14 protein-coding genes and 1 pseudogene are annotated in these 14582 nt (G+C 62.5%); 8 read left to right on the forward strand and 7 right to left on the reverse strand.

Annotation, left to right across the window (positions count from 1 at the left end; genetic code table 11):
- Window positions 1-63 precede the first annotated feature (63 nt).
- Window positions 64-465 carry a (R)-mandelonitrile lyase gene (locus ACZRN6_RS31710; protein WP_017479045.1) on the forward strand — a complete coding sequence of 134 codons (402 nt, stop codon included), beginning with the start codon at window positions 64-66 and terminating at the stop codon, window positions 463-465.
- Window positions 466-471: 6 nt separating this feature from the next.
- Here ACZRN6_RS31710 and ACZRN6_RS31715 read toward each other — a convergent pair whose 3' ends face one another.
- A complete protein-coding gene (locus tag ACZRN6_RS31715) occupies window positions 472-1335 on the reverse strand; it encodes a LysR family transcriptional regulator (protein ID WP_464009682.1) in 864 nt (287 codons plus the stop codon).
- Between the two features lie 102 nt (window positions 1336-1437).
- Between ACZRN6_RS31715 and ACZRN6_RS31720 the strand changes: the two genes are divergently transcribed.
- The gene (locus ACZRN6_RS31720; protein WP_464009683.1) at window positions 1438-2436 is read left to right on the forward strand and encodes a quinone oxidoreductase family protein; all 999 of its coding nucleotides are present in this window, start codon (window positions 1438-1440) and stop codon (window positions 2434-2436) included.
- 273 nt (window positions 2437-2709) lie between these two features.
- On the opposite strand, the pseudogene ACZRN6_RS31725 reads toward ACZRN6_RS31720, so the two are convergent.
- The 3 genes and pseudogenes from ACZRN6_RS31725 to ACZRN6_RS31735 all read right to left on the reverse strand — a co-directional run.
- Window positions 2710-2934 (reverse strand): annotated as a pseudogene (locus ACZRN6_RS31725) (hypothetical protein); the annotation flags it as partial.
- Between the two features lie 136 nt (window positions 2935-3070).
- Window positions 3071-3793: a pirin family protein gene (locus ACZRN6_RS31730; RefSeq protein ID WP_322145689.1), complete on the reverse strand. Its 723-nt coding sequence runs from the start codon at window positions 3791-3793 to the stop codon at window positions 3071-3073.
- Between the two features lie 83 nt (window positions 3794-3876).
- Entirely contained in the window at window positions 3877-4308 is a 432-nt protein-coding gene (locus tag ACZRN6_RS31735) for an AraC family transcriptional regulator (RefSeq protein ID WP_322145688.1), read from the reverse strand.
- 170 nt (window positions 4309-4478) lie between these two features.
- Here ACZRN6_RS31735 and ACZRN6_RS31740 point away from each other — a divergent pair, with 170 nt between their 5' ends.
- From ACZRN6_RS31740 to ACZRN6_RS31755, 4 genes are all read left to right on the forward strand, one after another.
- Window positions 4479-5069 carry an antibiotic biosynthesis monooxygenase gene (locus ACZRN6_RS31740; protein ID WP_464009684.1) on the forward strand — a complete coding sequence of 197 codons (591 nt, stop codon included), beginning with the start codon at window positions 4479-4481 and terminating at the stop codon, window positions 5067-5069.
- Window positions 5066-6904 (forward strand): amidohydrolase, encoded by a 1839-nt coding sequence (locus ACZRN6_RS31745; protein ID WP_464009685.1) that lies wholly within the window; start codon window positions 5066-5068, stop codon window positions 6902-6904. Before ACZRN6_RS31740 ends, ACZRN6_RS31745 begins: the two co-directional genes overlap by 4 nt.
- Before the next feature lie 25 nt (window positions 6905-6929).
- The gene (gene ycaC, locus ACZRN6_RS31750; RefSeq protein WP_010171978.1) at window positions 6930-7547 is read left to right on the forward strand and encodes an isochorismate family cysteine hydrolase YcaC; all 618 of its coding nucleotides are present in this window, start codon (window positions 6930-6932) and stop codon (window positions 7545-7547) included.
- A gap of 247 nt (window positions 7548-7794) precedes the next feature.
- Window positions 7795-8682, forward strand: a complete 888-nt coding sequence (locus tag ACZRN6_RS31755; protein ID WP_322145685.1) for a LysR family transcriptional regulator — start codon at window positions 7795-7797, stop codon at window positions 8680-8682.
- A 414-nt stretch (window positions 8683-9096) separates the two neighbouring features.
- On the opposite strand, the gene ACZRN6_RS31760 is transcribed toward ACZRN6_RS31755, so the two are convergent.
- The 3 genes from ACZRN6_RS31760 to ACZRN6_RS31770 form a co-directional block, all read right to left on the reverse strand.
- Window positions 9097-10053, reverse strand: a complete 957-nt coding sequence (locus ACZRN6_RS31760; RefSeq protein ID WP_464009686.1) for an ABC transporter substrate-binding protein — start codon at window positions 10051-10053, stop codon at window positions 9097-9099.
- A 102-nt stretch (window positions 10054-10155) separates the two neighbouring features.
- Window positions 10156-11736: a rhodanese-related sulfurtransferase gene (locus ACZRN6_RS31765; RefSeq protein ID WP_464009687.1), complete on the reverse strand. Its 1581-nt coding sequence runs from the start codon at window positions 11734-11736 to the stop codon at window positions 10156-10158.
- Window positions 11733-12356 carry a cysteine dioxygenase family protein gene (locus tag ACZRN6_RS31770; protein ID WP_322145682.1) on the reverse strand — a complete coding sequence of 208 codons (624 nt, stop codon included), beginning with the start codon at window positions 12354-12356 and terminating at the stop codon, window positions 11733-11735. The genes ACZRN6_RS31765 and ACZRN6_RS31770 overlap by 4 nt, the downstream gene beginning before the upstream one ends.
- 219 nt (window positions 12357-12575) lie before the next feature.
- Between ACZRN6_RS31770 and ACZRN6_RS31775 the strand changes: the two genes are divergently transcribed.
- Both ACZRN6_RS31775 and ACZRN6_RS31780 read left to right on the forward strand, forming a co-directional pair.
- Window positions 12576-13481: a LysR family transcriptional regulator gene (locus ACZRN6_RS31775; protein ID WP_464009688.1), complete on the forward strand. Its 906-nt coding sequence runs from the start codon at window positions 12576-12578 to the stop codon at window positions 13479-13481.
- A 107-nt stretch (window positions 13482-13588) separates the two neighbouring features.
- A complete protein-coding gene (locus ACZRN6_RS31780) occupies window positions 13589-14383 on the forward strand; it encodes a class II aldolase/adducin family protein (protein ID WP_322145680.1) in 795 nt (264 codons plus the stop codon).
- Window positions 14384-14582: the final 199 nt, after the last annotated feature.

Raw genomic sequence — 14582 nt, forward strand, 5'->3', positions numbered from 1 at the left:
CTCGCCGCCACCGCACTTTCATTGTCATTACTGGCACTCGAATCACCGGCACAGGAGACGCCCATGCTGACCATCACGCCCAACGGTTCCCAGCCTTCGGCAAAAGGCCCGGCGGATTATTTCACCGGCACGGTCCGCGTCGATTCGCCCTTCAAGGGCACCGATGCCGCACGCGTCACCGGAGCCTTTGTCACCTTTGAGCCGGGTGCGCGTACCGCCTGGCATACCCATCCCCTGGGGCAGACGCTAATCGTGACCGCAGGCTTGGGCCAGGTTCAGGAATGGGGCCAGCCCGTGCGGGCGATCCGCCCGGGCGACACCGTGTGGATTGCGCCCGGGGTCAAGCATTGGCACGGGGCCACGGCAAACACCGCGATGACCCATATCGCGATAAACGAAATGCTCGATGGCAAGGTTGTGGACTGGATGGAGCAGGTCAGCGACGAGCAGTACGCGGCGCAGTAATCAGCTTCAGCGCCGCAACTGCGGCTCGCTTTCAATGCAACTCACCAAGAACTCCATCACCACCTTCACCGAAGGCGAGCGGCGCATATCCGGATACACCGTCAGCCAGATATCGCGAACCGGGCCTTCGGTAGTTGTTGGCAGCCGCACCAATGCCGCGTCGCGATCACCCACCAGCGTGGGCAACACCACCGCACCCACCTGGGACCGGGCGGCCATTTGCTGGGTTATCAGGTCGCTGGCGGCAAAGGCAATCGTGCGGTTGCCGCGCACCTGATGCATCCACGCCTGTTGGGGCAGATGGTCGCGGGCGGCGTCATAGGCAATGAATGCCCACTGTTCGGCGGGTAACCGTTTGAACTCGGGGGTGGCATAGAGCCCGAATCGCACCGCGCCGACCTTCCTGCGCACCAGCGCTTCCTCATCGGGACGCACGGTGCGCAGGGCAATGTCGGCTTCGCCTTTGTCGAGGGCGGCGAGCGTTGTCGAGGACATCAACACGATATTCAGCTTGGGATACTGCGCCCTGAAGCGTGCGACATGGGGGGCGATGCAGTGGATGGCAATCGACGGCGGGCAACTGACCCGCACGGTGCCGGCCACTTCGATGGAGGCCACGCGGGACAGGCGCATCACTTCGGTGGCCATCTCGCCCATGCCTGCCGCCAATTTCGCCAGTGCCAAGCCTTCCTCGGTGAGTGGGCGGCTGCGGGGCAGGCGGTCTACCAGTTTGACGCCGAGGGCTTTTTCCAGGGCATCGACGCGCCGGCCGACGGTGGCGTGTTCCACCTGCAGCTCGCGGGCGGCCGCCGACAGCGACTGGGTGCGCGCCAACACGGTGAAGAAATACAGGTCCTGCCAGTCGAACATCGGGTTATTTCCGCACGGAGGGTGGGAGGTATTGGGGAATTCTCGTACAGAGTAGCGGCTTTTACCATGGCGCATTCCCACTGCAAACGGAGTTGTCCCGTGATGAAAGCCCTCACCCTTGAAACCTACGGCGGCCCGGAGGTCGTTCAACTGCGACTTGATGTGCCCAAACCCCAAGTGACTGCCGGCCATGTACTGGTCAAGGTGGCCTGCGCCGGGATCAATTTCATGGATGTGCACACCCGCCAGGGCAAATACGCGAAGTCTGTGACCTATCCGGTACGGCTGCCGTGCACCCTGGGCATGGAAGGCGCCGGTGTAGTGATGGAAGTGGGCGAGGGCGTGAACCATCTGGCGCCGGGTGATCGCGTGGCCTGGTGCATTGCCTGGGGCGCATTTGCTGAATACGCCAGCGTACCCGCCGCGCGAGTCGCACACCTTCCCAACGCGATTGGCTTCGGTCAGGCGGCAGCGGCGATGTTCCAGGGTTGCACGGCGCACTACCTGATCGAGGACGTGGGGCGGTTGCAGGCGGGCAATAGCTGCCTGATCCACGCCGCGTCCGGCAGCATCGGCCAGTTGCTGGTGCAGATGGCTCATCGACTCGGCGCCACGGTGTTTACCACCGGCAGCAGCGCCGAAAAATCTGCGATTGCCCTCCAGCGCGGCGCCGATTACGCATGGCAGTACGCCGGGTTTGCCGAGCGGGTATTGGAGGCAACCCAGGGGCAGGGCGTGGATGTGGTGTTCGATTCGGTGGGCAAGGCCACCTTGCGCGAGAGTTTCAGGGCGTGTCGTACGCGAGGGTTGATCGTCAATTACGGCAACGTTTCCGGCTCGATCACTGATCTGGACCCGATGGAGTTGGGGGAAGCCGGCTCCTTGTTCCTGACGCGCCCACGACTCAATGACCACATGGCCGACGGCCCGACCGTGCAACGGCGTGCCAATGCGGTGTTCGCGGCGATGCTCGAAGGGGCACTAACAGTGGATATAGAAGGGCACTACACCCTGGAGGAAGTGCACGAGGTGCACGCGCGGATAGAGGCAAGGCAGCAGATTGGCAAAGCGGTGGTGTGGCTGGATAGTTCACTGCACTAACAGCGAATGACGACTTACCTGAGCCGAGAGCGCTTGTGTGGCGAGGGAGCTTATGTGGCGAGGGAGCTTGCTCCCGCTGGGCTGCGAAGCGGCCCCAGAACCTGCCAATGAGGCCTTCCTGAAGAACCGCGGTGAATTCATTGGGGCTGCTGCGCAGCCCAGCGGGAGCAAGCTCCCTCACCACAGGGGTTTGTGGTGCTGTTTAACCGCAGGCGAAAAAAAGCCGGCTGATCAGGCCGGCTGGGGGTGTACCGCGTACAACAGGGGTTATGCGCGGTTTTCCATCAGGCGGTCAGCACCACCTTCGGCTACACGGTTGCCTTGAAGGCGTTCAGCGCCGCCTTCAGCCACACGACGTTCCAGCAAACGGTCAGAACCACCCTCAGCCACGCGGCTGTCCATCAAGCGATCCGCGCCGCCTTCAGCGAGTGCAGGTTGGGTAAAGGCGCTTACAGCAAGTACCGAGAAAGCGAGGCTAAACAAGAGTTGGCGTTTCATGAGTGTGTGCTCCGGGAAGTCGTTGGTTGGTATGGATGTGATGTTACGCGGTGGATTTTTTTAGAGAACTTCATTGGGCTGATGGTGACTATCGACGCCAGCGATAGCCCGCTTTCACGGGCCATCGCGCCGGCCATCAGGGCATTTCAGGCAGTTCCTGAGGGCGCAGGTCAAACACCAGTACCTCGGCATCCTCGCCATGGCTCAGGTAAATCTCTCGCTCATCGCGTACGCGGGCACCGTCGCCTTCATGCAAGCGTTGGCCGTTGACTTCAACGCTGCCCCGCGCCACATGGATGTAGGCGTAGCGCTCCGGGGCCAGGGCCAGGCTGGCAGTTTCAAAACCGTTGAACAGCCCGGCATACACCCGCGCATCCTGGCGTACGCCGAGGGAGCCATCGGTGCCTTCCGGCGAGATGATCAACTGCAACCGGCCGCGTTTTTGCGCTTCGGTGAAATGCTCCTGCTGATAGCGCGGTTCGGCGCCCGCCACGTCCGGCACGATCCAGATTTGTAGGAAGTGCACGCCCTGGGTGTGGCTGTGGTTGAACTCGCTGTGGGCCACGCCGCTGCCGGCGCTCATCAGTTGCACATCGCCGGGGCGGATTACCGAGCCGGTGCCCAGGGTGTCCTTGTGTTCCAGGGCGCCTTCGAGCACATAGGAGAAAATCTCCATGTCGCGGTGCGGGTGTTGCCCGAAGCCCTTGCCGGCGGCAACCCGGTCATCGTTGATCACCAGCAGGTCGGAAAAACCCTGCTCCTTGGGGTTCCAGTAGTTGGCGAACGAGAAGGTGTGGAACGACTTCAACCAACCGTGATTGGCGGCGCCGCGTTCCGAGGCTTTGCGAAGGGTCAGCATGGGGTGTTCTCCTCAAGGGAAGCTTGGCTGCGAGATGCAGGGCTTCGGTGTGAGGAGAAGATTAATGGTTATCGATAGGTTGATTAAGAAGCTGGAATCGGAATGACTGTCTCTTTACGGTTGACTATAGCCAGCTGTGCCACCCGCAGATGATGGCGGTAGCGCAGCTGAAGTTTGCGCCAGGCCATTGGGTTGAGCCCTTCGCTGCGGCTGAACAGGTGGCAGAAGTGCGCCTGGTCGCAGAACCCGCATTCCTGGCTGATTTGCGTCAGGCTCAGGGCCGAGCCGGTGATCAGCACTTTGGCTTGCTTGATGCGTTGCTGGCGAATCCATTCCTGCGGCGACACCCCCGTGGTGCGCTTGAAGGCCCGGGAAAAGTGGCTGCGCGACAGTTCGCAGGCGCGAGCCAGTGCCGTCACCTCCAGGCTTTCGGCAAGGTTGGCGAGGATCAATTGCTTGACCCTTTGTTCCCGTTCGGAACACAGCGTCCCGGTTGCAGCTGCTGGTTGAGCCATGATCGATATCCGTGGTCGATGGGCACTTGTTTTCACACACCTTACCGGCGAATGAACCCCCAGTGTAGACCGCTATACGCTTCTCTTGAGCAGAGCACATACATGCAATTTTTCTGCATCGTGCCGTCGCACACTGGCGCGAACGTTCAAGCATCCAGGGGAAGGGCACGATGGACTCAACAGCGCAGGGCGGGCCGGACGAGGTCGTGACCCTGGTGGTCAAGCACCGCATAAAACCCGGCCTTGAGGCCGACTACGAAGCCTGGCTGCGGCGCATCGTGCGCATTGCCGGCGAGCGCCCGGGCCACCTCGGCGTCGACGTGGTGCGCAGCAAGCAGGGCGGGCTGGCGCTGTTCACCTGCGTGCTGCGTTATCGCTCCACCGACGACCTGGAACGTTGGCTCGATTCGTCGCAGCGCCAGGAACTGGTCAATGAAGTGACCCCGATGTTGGCCGACGGCGACCAGACGGAAGTCGGCGCGGTAAACGAGTTCTGGTTCTCGCCCCTGGCCGATGCCGCCGCCAAGCCGCCCCGCTGGAAACAGGCGGTGGTCACGCTGCTGGTGATTTTGCCGCTGACCTTGCTGGTGCCGATCATCTGGGCCCCGGTATTGAGGCTGCATCCGTTTTTATCCAACTACCTGGTCGCGACCTTCCTGGTCACCCTGACCATCGTCCTGCTGGTGGTGTACCTGCTGATGCCGGCGGCCACCCGGCTGTTCGCTCCCTGGCTTGAAGCCTCTGTAAAGGAAACCCTATGAACGCCGACCTGATTCTGTTCAATGGCCAGTTCCACACCGTGGACCGTGAAAACCCCCGCGCCACCGCAGTCGCGATTCGCGAGGGATGCTTTGTCGCGGTGGGCACCGACGGCGAAGCCATGGCCCTGCGCGGCAGTGGTACCGAGGTCATCGACCTCAAGGGCCGCACCGTCATCCCAGGCCTTAACGACTCGCACCTGCACCTGATCCGTGGCGGGCTGAACTACAACCTCGAACTGCGCTGGGAAGGCGTGCCGTCCCTGGCCGATGCCCTGCGCATGCTCAAGGACCAGGCCGACCGCACGCCCACGCCGCAGTGGGTGAGGGTGGTGGGCGGCTGGAACGAATTCCAGTTCGCCGAAAAACGCATGCCCACCCTCGACGAACTCAACCAGGCTGCGCCCGACACCCCGGTGTTCGTGCTGCACCTGTACGACCGCGCCTTGCTCAACCGCGCCGCCCTGCGCGTGGCCGGCTACACCAAAGACACACCCAACCCGCCCGGCGGCGAGATCGTGCGCGACCACCACGGCAACCCCACCGGCATGCTGGTGGCCAAGCCCAACGCGATGATTCTCTACTCGACCCTGGCCAAGGGCCCGAAACTGCCGCTGGAATACCAGGTGAACTCCACCCGCCAGTTCATGCGTGAACTCAACCGCCTGGGCCTCACCAGCGCGATCGACGCCGGCGGCGGTTTCCAGAACTACCCCGATGATTATGCGGTGATTGAGCAGTTGGCCAAGGATGAGCAACTGACCGTGCGCATCGCCTACAACCTGTTCACCCAGAAGCCCAAGGAAGAACTCAGCGACTTCAAGCACTGGACCTCCAGCGTGACCCTGCACCAGGGCGACGACTACCTGCGCCACAACGGCGCCGGCGAAATGCTGGTGTTTTCGGCAGCCGACTTCGAAGACTTCCTCGAACCGCGCCCCGACCTGCCCCTGACCATGGAGCAGGAACTGGAGCCGGTGGTGCGCCACCTGGTGGAACAGCGCTGGCCATTCCGCCTGCACGCCACCTACAACGAATCGATCTCGCGAATGCTCGACGTGTTCGAAAAGGTCAACCGCGACATCCCGTTCAACGGCCTGCCATGGTTCTTCGACCACGCCGAAACCATCACGCCGCAGAATATCGAGCGGGTGCGGGCGTTGGGTGGCGGCATTGCGATCCAGGACCGCATGGCGTTCCAGGGTGAGTACTTTGTGGAGCGCTACGGCGCCAAGGCGGCCGAGGCCACGCCGCCGATCAAGCGCATGCTCGCCGAAGGCGTGCCGGTGGGCGCCGGCACCGATGCCACGCGGGTGTCGAGTTATAACCCCTGGACGTCGCTGTACTGGATGGTCAGTGGCCGCACCGTGGGCGGGCTGGAGTTGCACGCCGAAGGTTTGCCCCGGCTGACGGCCCTGGAACTCTTCACCCATGGCAGCGCCTGGTTCTCCTCCGAGCAGGGCAAGAAAGGCCAGATCAAGGTCGGCCAACTGGCGGACGTGGCGGCGTTGTCGGCGGACTTCTTCAGCGTCGACGAAGAAGCCATCAAGTGGATCGAATCAGTACTGACCGTAGTCGGCGGCAAGGTGGTGTACGGCGCCGGCGACTTTGAAGACCTCGCGCCACCCAGTGTGCCGGTGCTGCCGGACTGGTCGCCGGTGGCCAAGGTGCCGGGCCACTGGCGCCCGACTTCGCCGCTGCAGGCCCAGGTGCACCAGTGCAGCGGCCCATGTGGCGTGCACTCCCATAGCCATGAACGGGCGCGTCTCTCGAACGTGCCAGTCAGCGATTTCCAGGGGTTCTGGGGCGCGTTTGGCTGCTCGTGTTTTGCCTTCTGAATCAACCCCCCAAAGGACTGTACCCATGACTTACAAACGCTTGAACAAAGATGACGCCGTGGTACTGCTGGTGGATCACCAGACCGGCCTGATCTCGCTGGTGCAGGATTTCTCGCCCAACGAGTTCAAGAATAACGTGCTGGCCCTGGCGGACCTGGCCAAGTTCTTCAAACTGCCGACCATCCTCACCACCAGCTTCGAAAGCGGCCCCAACGGCCCGATGGTGCCAGAGCTCAAGGAACTGTTCCCGGACGCGCCATACATCCCGCGCCCTGGCCAGATCAATGCCTGGGACAACGAAGATTTCGTCAAGGCGGTGAAAGCCACCGGGCGCAAGCAACTGATCATCGCCGGTGTGGTGACTGACGTGTGCGTGACCTTCCCGACGCTGTCGGCCCTGGCCGAAGGGTTTGAAGTGTTTGTGGTCACCGATGCGTCGGGCACCTTCAACGAAACCGTGCAACAGGCGGCGTGGGCGCGCATGACCGCTGCCGGTGCACAGTTGGTGAACTGGTTCTCGGTGGCCTGCGAGCTGCAGGTGGACTGGCGCAATGACATGGAAGGCCTGGCCAACCTGTTGTCGCCGCGAATTCCCAACTACCGCAACCTGATGAACAGCTACTCGGCGCTGGCGGCCAAGTAACCTCAGGGCCCAAGCAAGCTCCTTGTGGCGAGGGAGCTTGCTGTGGCGAGGGAGCTTGCTCCCGCTGGGCTGCGTAGCGGCCCCAAACATCCTGGGAGCGCTTCGCACTCCAGCGGGAGCAAGCTCCCTCGCCACAGCAAGCCCCCTCGCCACAGCAAGCTCCCTCGCCACAGGGGTATCGATATTTGATTGGTGGCGATGCGACAACCCGGTTATAAAGAGCTTCAGCGTCCACCGAGAAGCGACAATGAACCCCTTCGAAGACATGCGCCTGTTTTGCCAGGTCATGGAATCCGGCAGTTTTACCGCTGCCGCCGAACACCTTGGCCTGTCCAAGCAATTTGTCAGCCGTCGCCTGATCCAGCTGGAAGAGCGCCTGGGCGTACGCCTGCTCAACCGCTCCACTCGCCGCCTGGATGTCACGCCGCTGGGCCAGAGCTACTACGAATCCGCCTTGCGCCTGCTCAGTGAAGTCGAGCAAGTGGAGCAGGGCATCGCCGGGCAAAACACCGAGCCCCGGGGCACCATCCGCCTGAGCGCACCGCTGTCCTTCGCCATGGCCCACCTGGGCAGCCTGCTGCCACAGTTTCTGCAACGTCACCCCCATGTCAGTGTGGAAGTGGACCTCAGCGACCGTCCGGTAGACCTGATCAGCGAAGGTTACGACCTGGTGCTGCGCATCGGCACCCTCGAAGACTCGACCCTGATCGCTCGCCGCATCGCCAGCATCCAGCGGGTGTACTGCGCCAGCCCGGATTACCTGGCCGAACACGGTACGCCGCAGACGCCGGACGAATTGGCCGAGCACGCCTGCCTGCCCTATGGGCACGGGCGCCAGGTGCAATGGCACTTCAAGGTTGACGGCAAACCCCACACCCGCAGCGTCAGCGGGCGCATGCGTGTCAACAATGGTGAGTTGCTGCGCGACGCTGCCGTGGCTGGATTGGGCATCAGCTACCTGCCGAACTTTATCGTCCTCGAGGCCCTGCAAAACGGCCGACTGGTGACGCTGCTGCAAGACTTCGCCCCCGAGCCCCTGACGCTCTCGGCGGTGTACCCCCAGCATCGCCAAAGCTCGCGCCCGGTGCAGGCGTTGATCGAATTCCTGCGTGAACGCCTGGCCGGCGGTTGCTAGATGCTTGTCCTGCGGTAAGGGGGACAAGCCCCCTCACCACACAAAGCACCTCAACAGAGGTACCCCCGCCAAACAGGTTTTTGCGGTGCAGGGATTAACAGCATTTTTGGTGGTGGCTGAGAATGCGCGCGGGGCCGGCGTTGAAAAGCTGCTCGTCGTCGAAGTCCCTGGTGCCCCGTCGCCGCGTCCAGTGACCGCGGCGGAATAACCGCCCACGGCGGCAATACGGGAAATCAGTTCCCTGCGGGTAAAAGCGATGATTCGCTCCTTGAGATAGCGGGGGTGTCAGAGGTTGTAGCGCCCGCTTCGAACCAGGGTTGCGCCTGCGGGTGGCGCCATTCGCCCCCGCCGTGACCGACGCCGTGCACCGTGGCACCGAGTTTCCGTCGGCGTTTGCTCATGTTCTCTCTCCTTTCAGCGCGAAGCCTGGGTAAGCGGGGCGCGCTTGGCGTTGAAGCTTTGGTCGAAGCCTTGGGAGACGTCGATGTGTTTGGTCAGCAGGCCTTCTTGCTGGTAGATGTCGGCAGTGGTTTGCAGGCCGCTGATCACCGAGTCGTCAATGGCGACCGGCTGCATATGGGTGTCGTTAGCCACGGCGATATGCACCTCCAGCGGCAGGCCGGTGATTTTGGCCATGGCGGCGGCGTACTCTTTGGGGTGCTCGTTGCTCCAGCGGTAGGCGCGGTCGACCCGGGCCACAAAGTCGTCCAGCTGCACGCGCTTGTCGGCGATCGCCTTGCTGGTGGCGGCGAGGTACAGGTGATTGCTCAACAGGTTATTGCCGCTGGCGAGGATCCTTGCCTGGCTCTGGCTGGTGACCACGGTGGTGTACGGGTCCCAGGTCGACCAGGCATCGACGGTGCCGTTATCCAGCACCAGCCGTGACTCGCTGGGCAGCAGGAAGATGAACTGCACGTCGTGGGTCGAAAGGCCGGCACTGCGCAGCGCCTTGATCGCCAGGAAGTGCCCGATGGAGCCACGCGTGGTGACGATACGCTTGCCCTTGAGGTCGGCGAGATCGTGGATCGGGGAGTCTTTCGGAACGATCAGCGCGGTGGTGTTGCGGCCTTCGGCGTGGATGATGCTCACCACCTTCAGCGGTGCTCCGGCGCCAAGGGCGAATACGTAGGGCGCATCCCCCAGGGCGCCGATGTCCACGGCGCCGGCGTTGAGGGCTTCGCCCAGCGGCGCGGCGGCGGGGAATTCGGACCACTGGATATCGTAGGGCACATCCCGGGTTTCGCCGGCGACTTCCAGCAGTGCCTTGATGGTGGATTTCTGGTTGGCCACCCGCAGAGGTTGCAGGTCGGCGGCCTGGCAGGTCGCACCCAGGGTGAGGGCGGCCAATAAAAGGGCAAGGGTAAAGCGCATCAGGCGGGCTCCAGGCCAGGTCTTGCGTTCAGTCGCCTCCGCCTGGAGAAGGGGTCGGCCGGTAGTGGGAAGAGGAGCGAGCGGGCTCGCCCCTGATGGTGTTCAGATCACATAAAAACCATGGGTGCCGTCGCGGGCCAACTGGTCCACCAGGCCGAACTCCCAGTCCAGGTAGGCCTGCATGGCTTCCTTCGGGTTGTCGGTGCCTTCGTACGGGCGGCGGTAGCGGTCGATGCGCGGTGAGGCGAGGCGGGTCTCGCCTTCCTCGAGCGGCAGTTGCGCGGCGATCCAGGCGGCGGTGCCGTCGTGCAGCAGGAACACGGGCTTGCCGGTCAGCGCTTCGACTTCAGCCACTGCCAGGCGCGCCAGTTGGCTGCTGCCGCAGGTCAACACGTAGCGTTCGGCAGCAGGCACCTTGCGCAAGGCCTCGGGCAGTTGTGCGCGCAATGCCCACCATGCACCGGGAATGTGGCGCTTGACGTAGTTGGCGCTGGCGGTGAAATCGAGTACCGCGGTGTCGCCATGAGCCTGCCATTCGGCGAGGGTGTGCGGGCTGATCAACTCGGCCTGCTGCGGCGCCGGAACGGGAGCGACCCAGTTGCCCGGTTCGCTGAAGTGCGCAGGTTGCAGGCCATCCAGCACATGCACTTCCCAACCCAGCTGCGCGAGCCAGGACGCAGACATATTGGCCCGCACACCATCGTCATCCGCCAGCACCAGGCGGGCGCCACGTACGCTGGCGACGTGATCGGTTTCCTGCACCAGTTGGCCGCCCGGTGTGGAGCGCGAGCCGGGCAGGTGGCCGGCCTCGAATTCTTCCGGGGTGCGTACGTCGAACAGGTAAGTGGTGCGTGTCGCTTCCTGCTGCCAGCGTTGCAGGTCGGCGAGGGTGGCGCGGCCTACGCGGGCCTTGTCGGCGACTTGGCGGGCGTCCTTGGCGGCGACCTGGCGGTGTTCTTCCGAGGTCGGCGCAAAGCGTCGGGCCTGGCCGTGTTGCAGCTTCTGCCCGGCTAGGGTCCAGCCGATGGTGCCGTTGCGCAGGGCCGACACCGGGTTGGCGATGCCGGCGTTGATCAGCGACTGGGTGCCGATGATGCTGCGGGTACGCCCGGCGCAATTGACGATGATGCGGGTGGCAGGGTCGGGCGCCAATTCACGGGCGCGCAACACCAGCTCGGCCCCGGGCACGCTGATGCCGGTGGGAATGCTCATGGTCTGGTATTCATCAAAGCGGCGGGCGTCGAGCACCACCACGTCGGCGTTGCTGTCGAGCAAGGCCTGCACTTCTTCAGCCGCCAGGGACGGTGTGTGACGCTGGCTTTCCACCAGTTCGCCAAAGGATTTGCTCGGCACGTTGACGTCGATGAACAGCTCGCCACCGGCGCTGCGCCAACCGTCCAGGCCGCCTTCCAGCAGGCTGACCTGGGTGTAGCCGAGCGCCTGCAAACGCCGGGCAGCGATCTGCGCCAGGCCTTCGCCGTTGTCGTAGACGGTGATGTGGGTATCCCGGCGCGGGATGCGCGAGTACACCTCCAGCTCCAGTTTCGACAGTGGGATATTTGCGGCGAACAGGGGGTGGGATTCGGCGAAAGGCGCTTCCTCGCGCACATCTACAAGGGCGACTTCTTCATGGTCCAGCAGGGCCTGGCGAATCTGGGCGAAGGTGCGATTCGATGCAGTCATAGTGCAGGGCTCTCTTTGGACAGGGCGTCTTTGGACAAATCCCAGATGTTCGGGAGAAAGGCGTTGGAATAACCGGAGATAAACAGTTTCTCGCTGCCGTCCGGCTGGTACACGGCGCGGCGCACGGCACCGATGTTGGCGCCGTACACATGAATGCTGATCGACACCTGGTCGCTGAAGGCATTGCTGACTTGGTGGATGTCACCGATTTTCGGCGACACGGCTTCCACCTGCCCGGGTTCCAGCTGGATGCGCTTGCCGTCGGCGATCAATGCGCCCTCGGCGTTACGCTCAAAGCCCTGTGAATATTCGGAGCCACGCAGCATACCAATCAGCCCCCACACCCGGTGGTCATGGATCGGTGTGGTTTGCCCTGGCCCCCACACAAAGCTGACGATACTGAAACGCTGGCGCGAATCGGCGTGCAGCAGGAACTGCTGGTAACGCTCGGGGTTGGGTTGGGCAAATTCGTCTGGCAGCCAGTCGTCATGGCTCACCAGTTGCGCCAGCAGCTTGCCGCCGCGGTGCAGCAGGTCGCCTTCGCGAGGGTTGCCGTCGATCAATTCCGCCAGGGCGCCAATGAATGCTCTGAGTCTCTCCGGGTGTCGGGCCTGGGTCATGACAATTCCATCGTGGGTGGTTCGTGGTGATGGGTTTATCTAAGCATAATGTTTATAGTTAATATGCTATTTTTTAATGATTAGGTTATAGCCGAAAGTAATTTAGAACCGGTTTGAATAGCGTTAGACGTTATCTATCGGCCCCTGGGCTATCCAGCCAGGGGGAATGGAACTATGCTTTTCACACATCTTAATGACTGTTCTCTATGTGCGGCCCAAATGAAAATTGACGATATCGATGCCTTTGTCGAAGTGATTCGTTGCCAGTCCATCAGCCATGCCGCCGAGTCGTTGCAACTGACCCAGCCGGCCATCACTCGCCGTGTGCAGAACTTCGAGCAGGCGTTGGGGGTGGAGTTGTTCGACCGCAACACCAAGCCGCTCAAGCCTACTTTGATCGGTACGCGGGTGTATGAACAGTGCCGTTCGATCCTTCGGGAAATGGACGCCCTGCGCGAACTGGTTGCCACCGACGCACCGCCCACCGGCGTGCTGCGCCTGGGCGTGCCGCAAACCATCGGTGACGTGGTGCTGCTCGATGCGCTCAAGCACCTGCGCACTGAATACCCCGAGCTGCGTGCCCAAGTGGCCACCGGCTGGGGCAGCCAACTGGTGGGCAAGATCGAGCGCGGCGAACTGGACGCAGCGGCGGCGTTGTTCCCGGCGGGCAAGATCTTCCCGGACAACATCGTCGGCGAGTCCATTGGCAAGATGGAACTGGTAGTGGTGTGTGCCAAGGCCCAACTGCCGAAAAAGCCCTGCAAGCTGGCGCACGTGTACCAGAACGGCTGGATCCTGAACCCCGATGGCTGTGGTTTTCGCGCCGGCTTGCAACGCACCTTGTCGGACCAGGGGCTGGCGTTGCGGGTCAACCTGGAGACCTTCGGCACCGAACTGCAACTGGGCCTGGTGGCGGACGGCCTGGGCCTTGGCCTGGTGCCACGCCCGTTGCTGGAACGCAGCGTGCATCGCGATCAATTGGCGGCCATGCCGTTGAAGGATTTCAAACCGGTGATGGACCTGTGGCTGATCTACCCGCACTTCCTCGGTAATTTGCAGGGGCCGGTGGATGTGTTTGGCAAGCTGGTGGCGGCGTCGTTACACAAGATCCGCCGCGCAGCTTGATATGAAAAAAAATAATAATTAGCTTAGATTAAAATGTGCTTTTTATTATTTTTGGTCATCCCCTAGGCTCGCCTGGAAGTCCTTAAGGCCATCCAGGAAGTTTTGCCATGAGCAGCGTCACCTCGATCTCCAGTGTCTCGAACAACGTCCGCCAGCGGGTCACCGCGCAAGAGTGGGAGGTGCGCGTCAAGCTGGCGGCGGCCTATCGGCTGGCCGCTCTGTACAAGTGGACTGACCACATCTACACGCACTTCTCTGCCCGTGTGCCGGGGCCTGAGGAGCATTTCCTGATCAATGCCTTTGGGTTGTTGTTTGATGAGATCAGCGCGTCGAACCTGGTCAAGGTGGACATCGACGGTACGATCGTCGATGACCCTACCGGGCTGGGGATCAACTACGCGGGCTACGTGATCCACAGCGCTATCCATGCGGCTCGCCACGACCTGCAGGCAGTGCTGCATACGCATACTCGCGACGGTATTGCGGTGTCGGCGCAGAAGGATGGTTTGTTGCCTATCTCTCAGCATTCCATCGGGTTTTCCGGGCGCGTGGCGTATCACGGGTATGAGGGCGTGGCCCTGGATCTGGATGAACGTGAGCGGTTGGTGGCAGACCTGGGGGACAAGAGTGTGATGATCCTGCGTAACCATGGGCTGCTGACGGCGGGGGTGAGTGTTGAGCATGCGTTTCAGCAACTGCAGGGGTTGGAGCGGGCGTGCAATATCCAGATTGCGGCGCAGGCGGGGGGGAATGCTGAATTGATCTTTCCGCCGGCCGAGGTGGTGGCCAAGGTTGAGAAGCAGGCCGAGGTGTTCAAGAGCGGTGATGGGCCGGGGGTGGCGCGGCACTGGAATGCGTTGATTCGGCAGTTGGAGCGTACGGATATTGATTACAAGCTCTGAGGCTGTGGGATCGAGTACATATCCGTTGCTGCGGTCAGGGCGGCTATGGGTTCCGCCCTTACGGCGGCTCACTTTTGAACAGCGCAAAAGTAAGCAAAACGCTCTTGCCCCACCACTCGGCACCTCGCTTAGGCTCGGTGTGCCCTCACTCCGGCATTACTCCGCGGGCCGCCGCGACGGCCCGTCCCTGGCCCGTCGC

The organism is Pseudomonas sp. A125 (genome assembly GCF_055409485.1).

Excerpts from the sequence above, each read along its gene's own strand:
- ACZRN6_RS31710 (WP_017479045.1), top strand. The coding sequence starts at position 64 with ATGCTGACCATCACGCCCAACGGTTCCCAGCCTTCGGCAAAAGGCCCG.
- ACZRN6_RS31715 (WP_464009682.1), bottom strand. The coding sequence starts at position 1,335 with ATGTTCGACTGGCAGGACCTGTATTTCTTCACCGTGTTGGCGCGCACC.
- ACZRN6_RS31720 (WP_464009683.1), top strand. The coding sequence starts at position 1,438 with ATGAAAGCCCTCACCCTTGAAACCTACGGCGGCCCGGAGGTCGTTCAA.
- ACZRN6_RS31730 (WP_322145689.1), bottom strand. The coding sequence starts at position 3,793 with ATGCTGACCCTTCGCAAAGCCTCGGAACGCGGCGCCGCCAATCACGGT.
- ACZRN6_RS31735 (WP_322145688.1), bottom strand. The coding sequence starts at position 4,308 with ATGGCTCAACCAGCAGCTGCAACCGGGACGCTGTGTTCCGAACGGGAA.
- ACZRN6_RS31740 (WP_464009684.1), top strand. The coding sequence starts at position 4,479 with ATGGACTCAACAGCGCAGGGCGGGCCGGACGAGGTCGTGACCCTGGTG.
- ACZRN6_RS31745 (WP_464009685.1), top strand. The coding sequence starts at position 5,066 with ATGAACGCCGACCTGATTCTGTTCAATGGCCAGTTCCACACCGTGGAC.
- ycaC (WP_010171978.1), top strand. The coding sequence starts at position 6,930 with ATGACTTACAAACGCTTGAACAAAGATGACGCCGTGGTACTGCTGGTG.
- ACZRN6_RS31755 (WP_322145685.1), top strand. The coding sequence starts at position 7,795 with ATGAACCCCTTCGAAGACATGCGCCTGTTTTGCCAGGTCATGGAATCC.
- ACZRN6_RS31760 (WP_464009686.1), bottom strand. The coding sequence starts at position 10,053 with ATGCGCTTTACCCTTGCCCTTTTATTGGCCGCCCTCACCCTGGGTGCG.
- ACZRN6_RS31765 (WP_464009687.1), bottom strand. The coding sequence starts at position 11,736 with ATGACTGCATCGAATCGCACCTTCGCCCAGATTCGCCAGGCCCTGCTG.
- ACZRN6_RS31770 (WP_322145682.1), bottom strand. The coding sequence starts at position 12,356 with ATGACCCAGGCCCGACACCCGGAGAGACTCAGAGCATTCATTGGCGCC.
- ACZRN6_RS31775 (WP_464009688.1), top strand. The coding sequence starts at position 12,576 with ATGAAAATTGACGATATCGATGCCTTTGTCGAAGTGATTCGTTGCCAG.
- ACZRN6_RS31780 (WP_322145680.1), top strand. The coding sequence starts at position 13,589 with ATGAGCAGCGTCACCTCGATCTCCAGTGTCTCGAACAACGTCCGCCAG.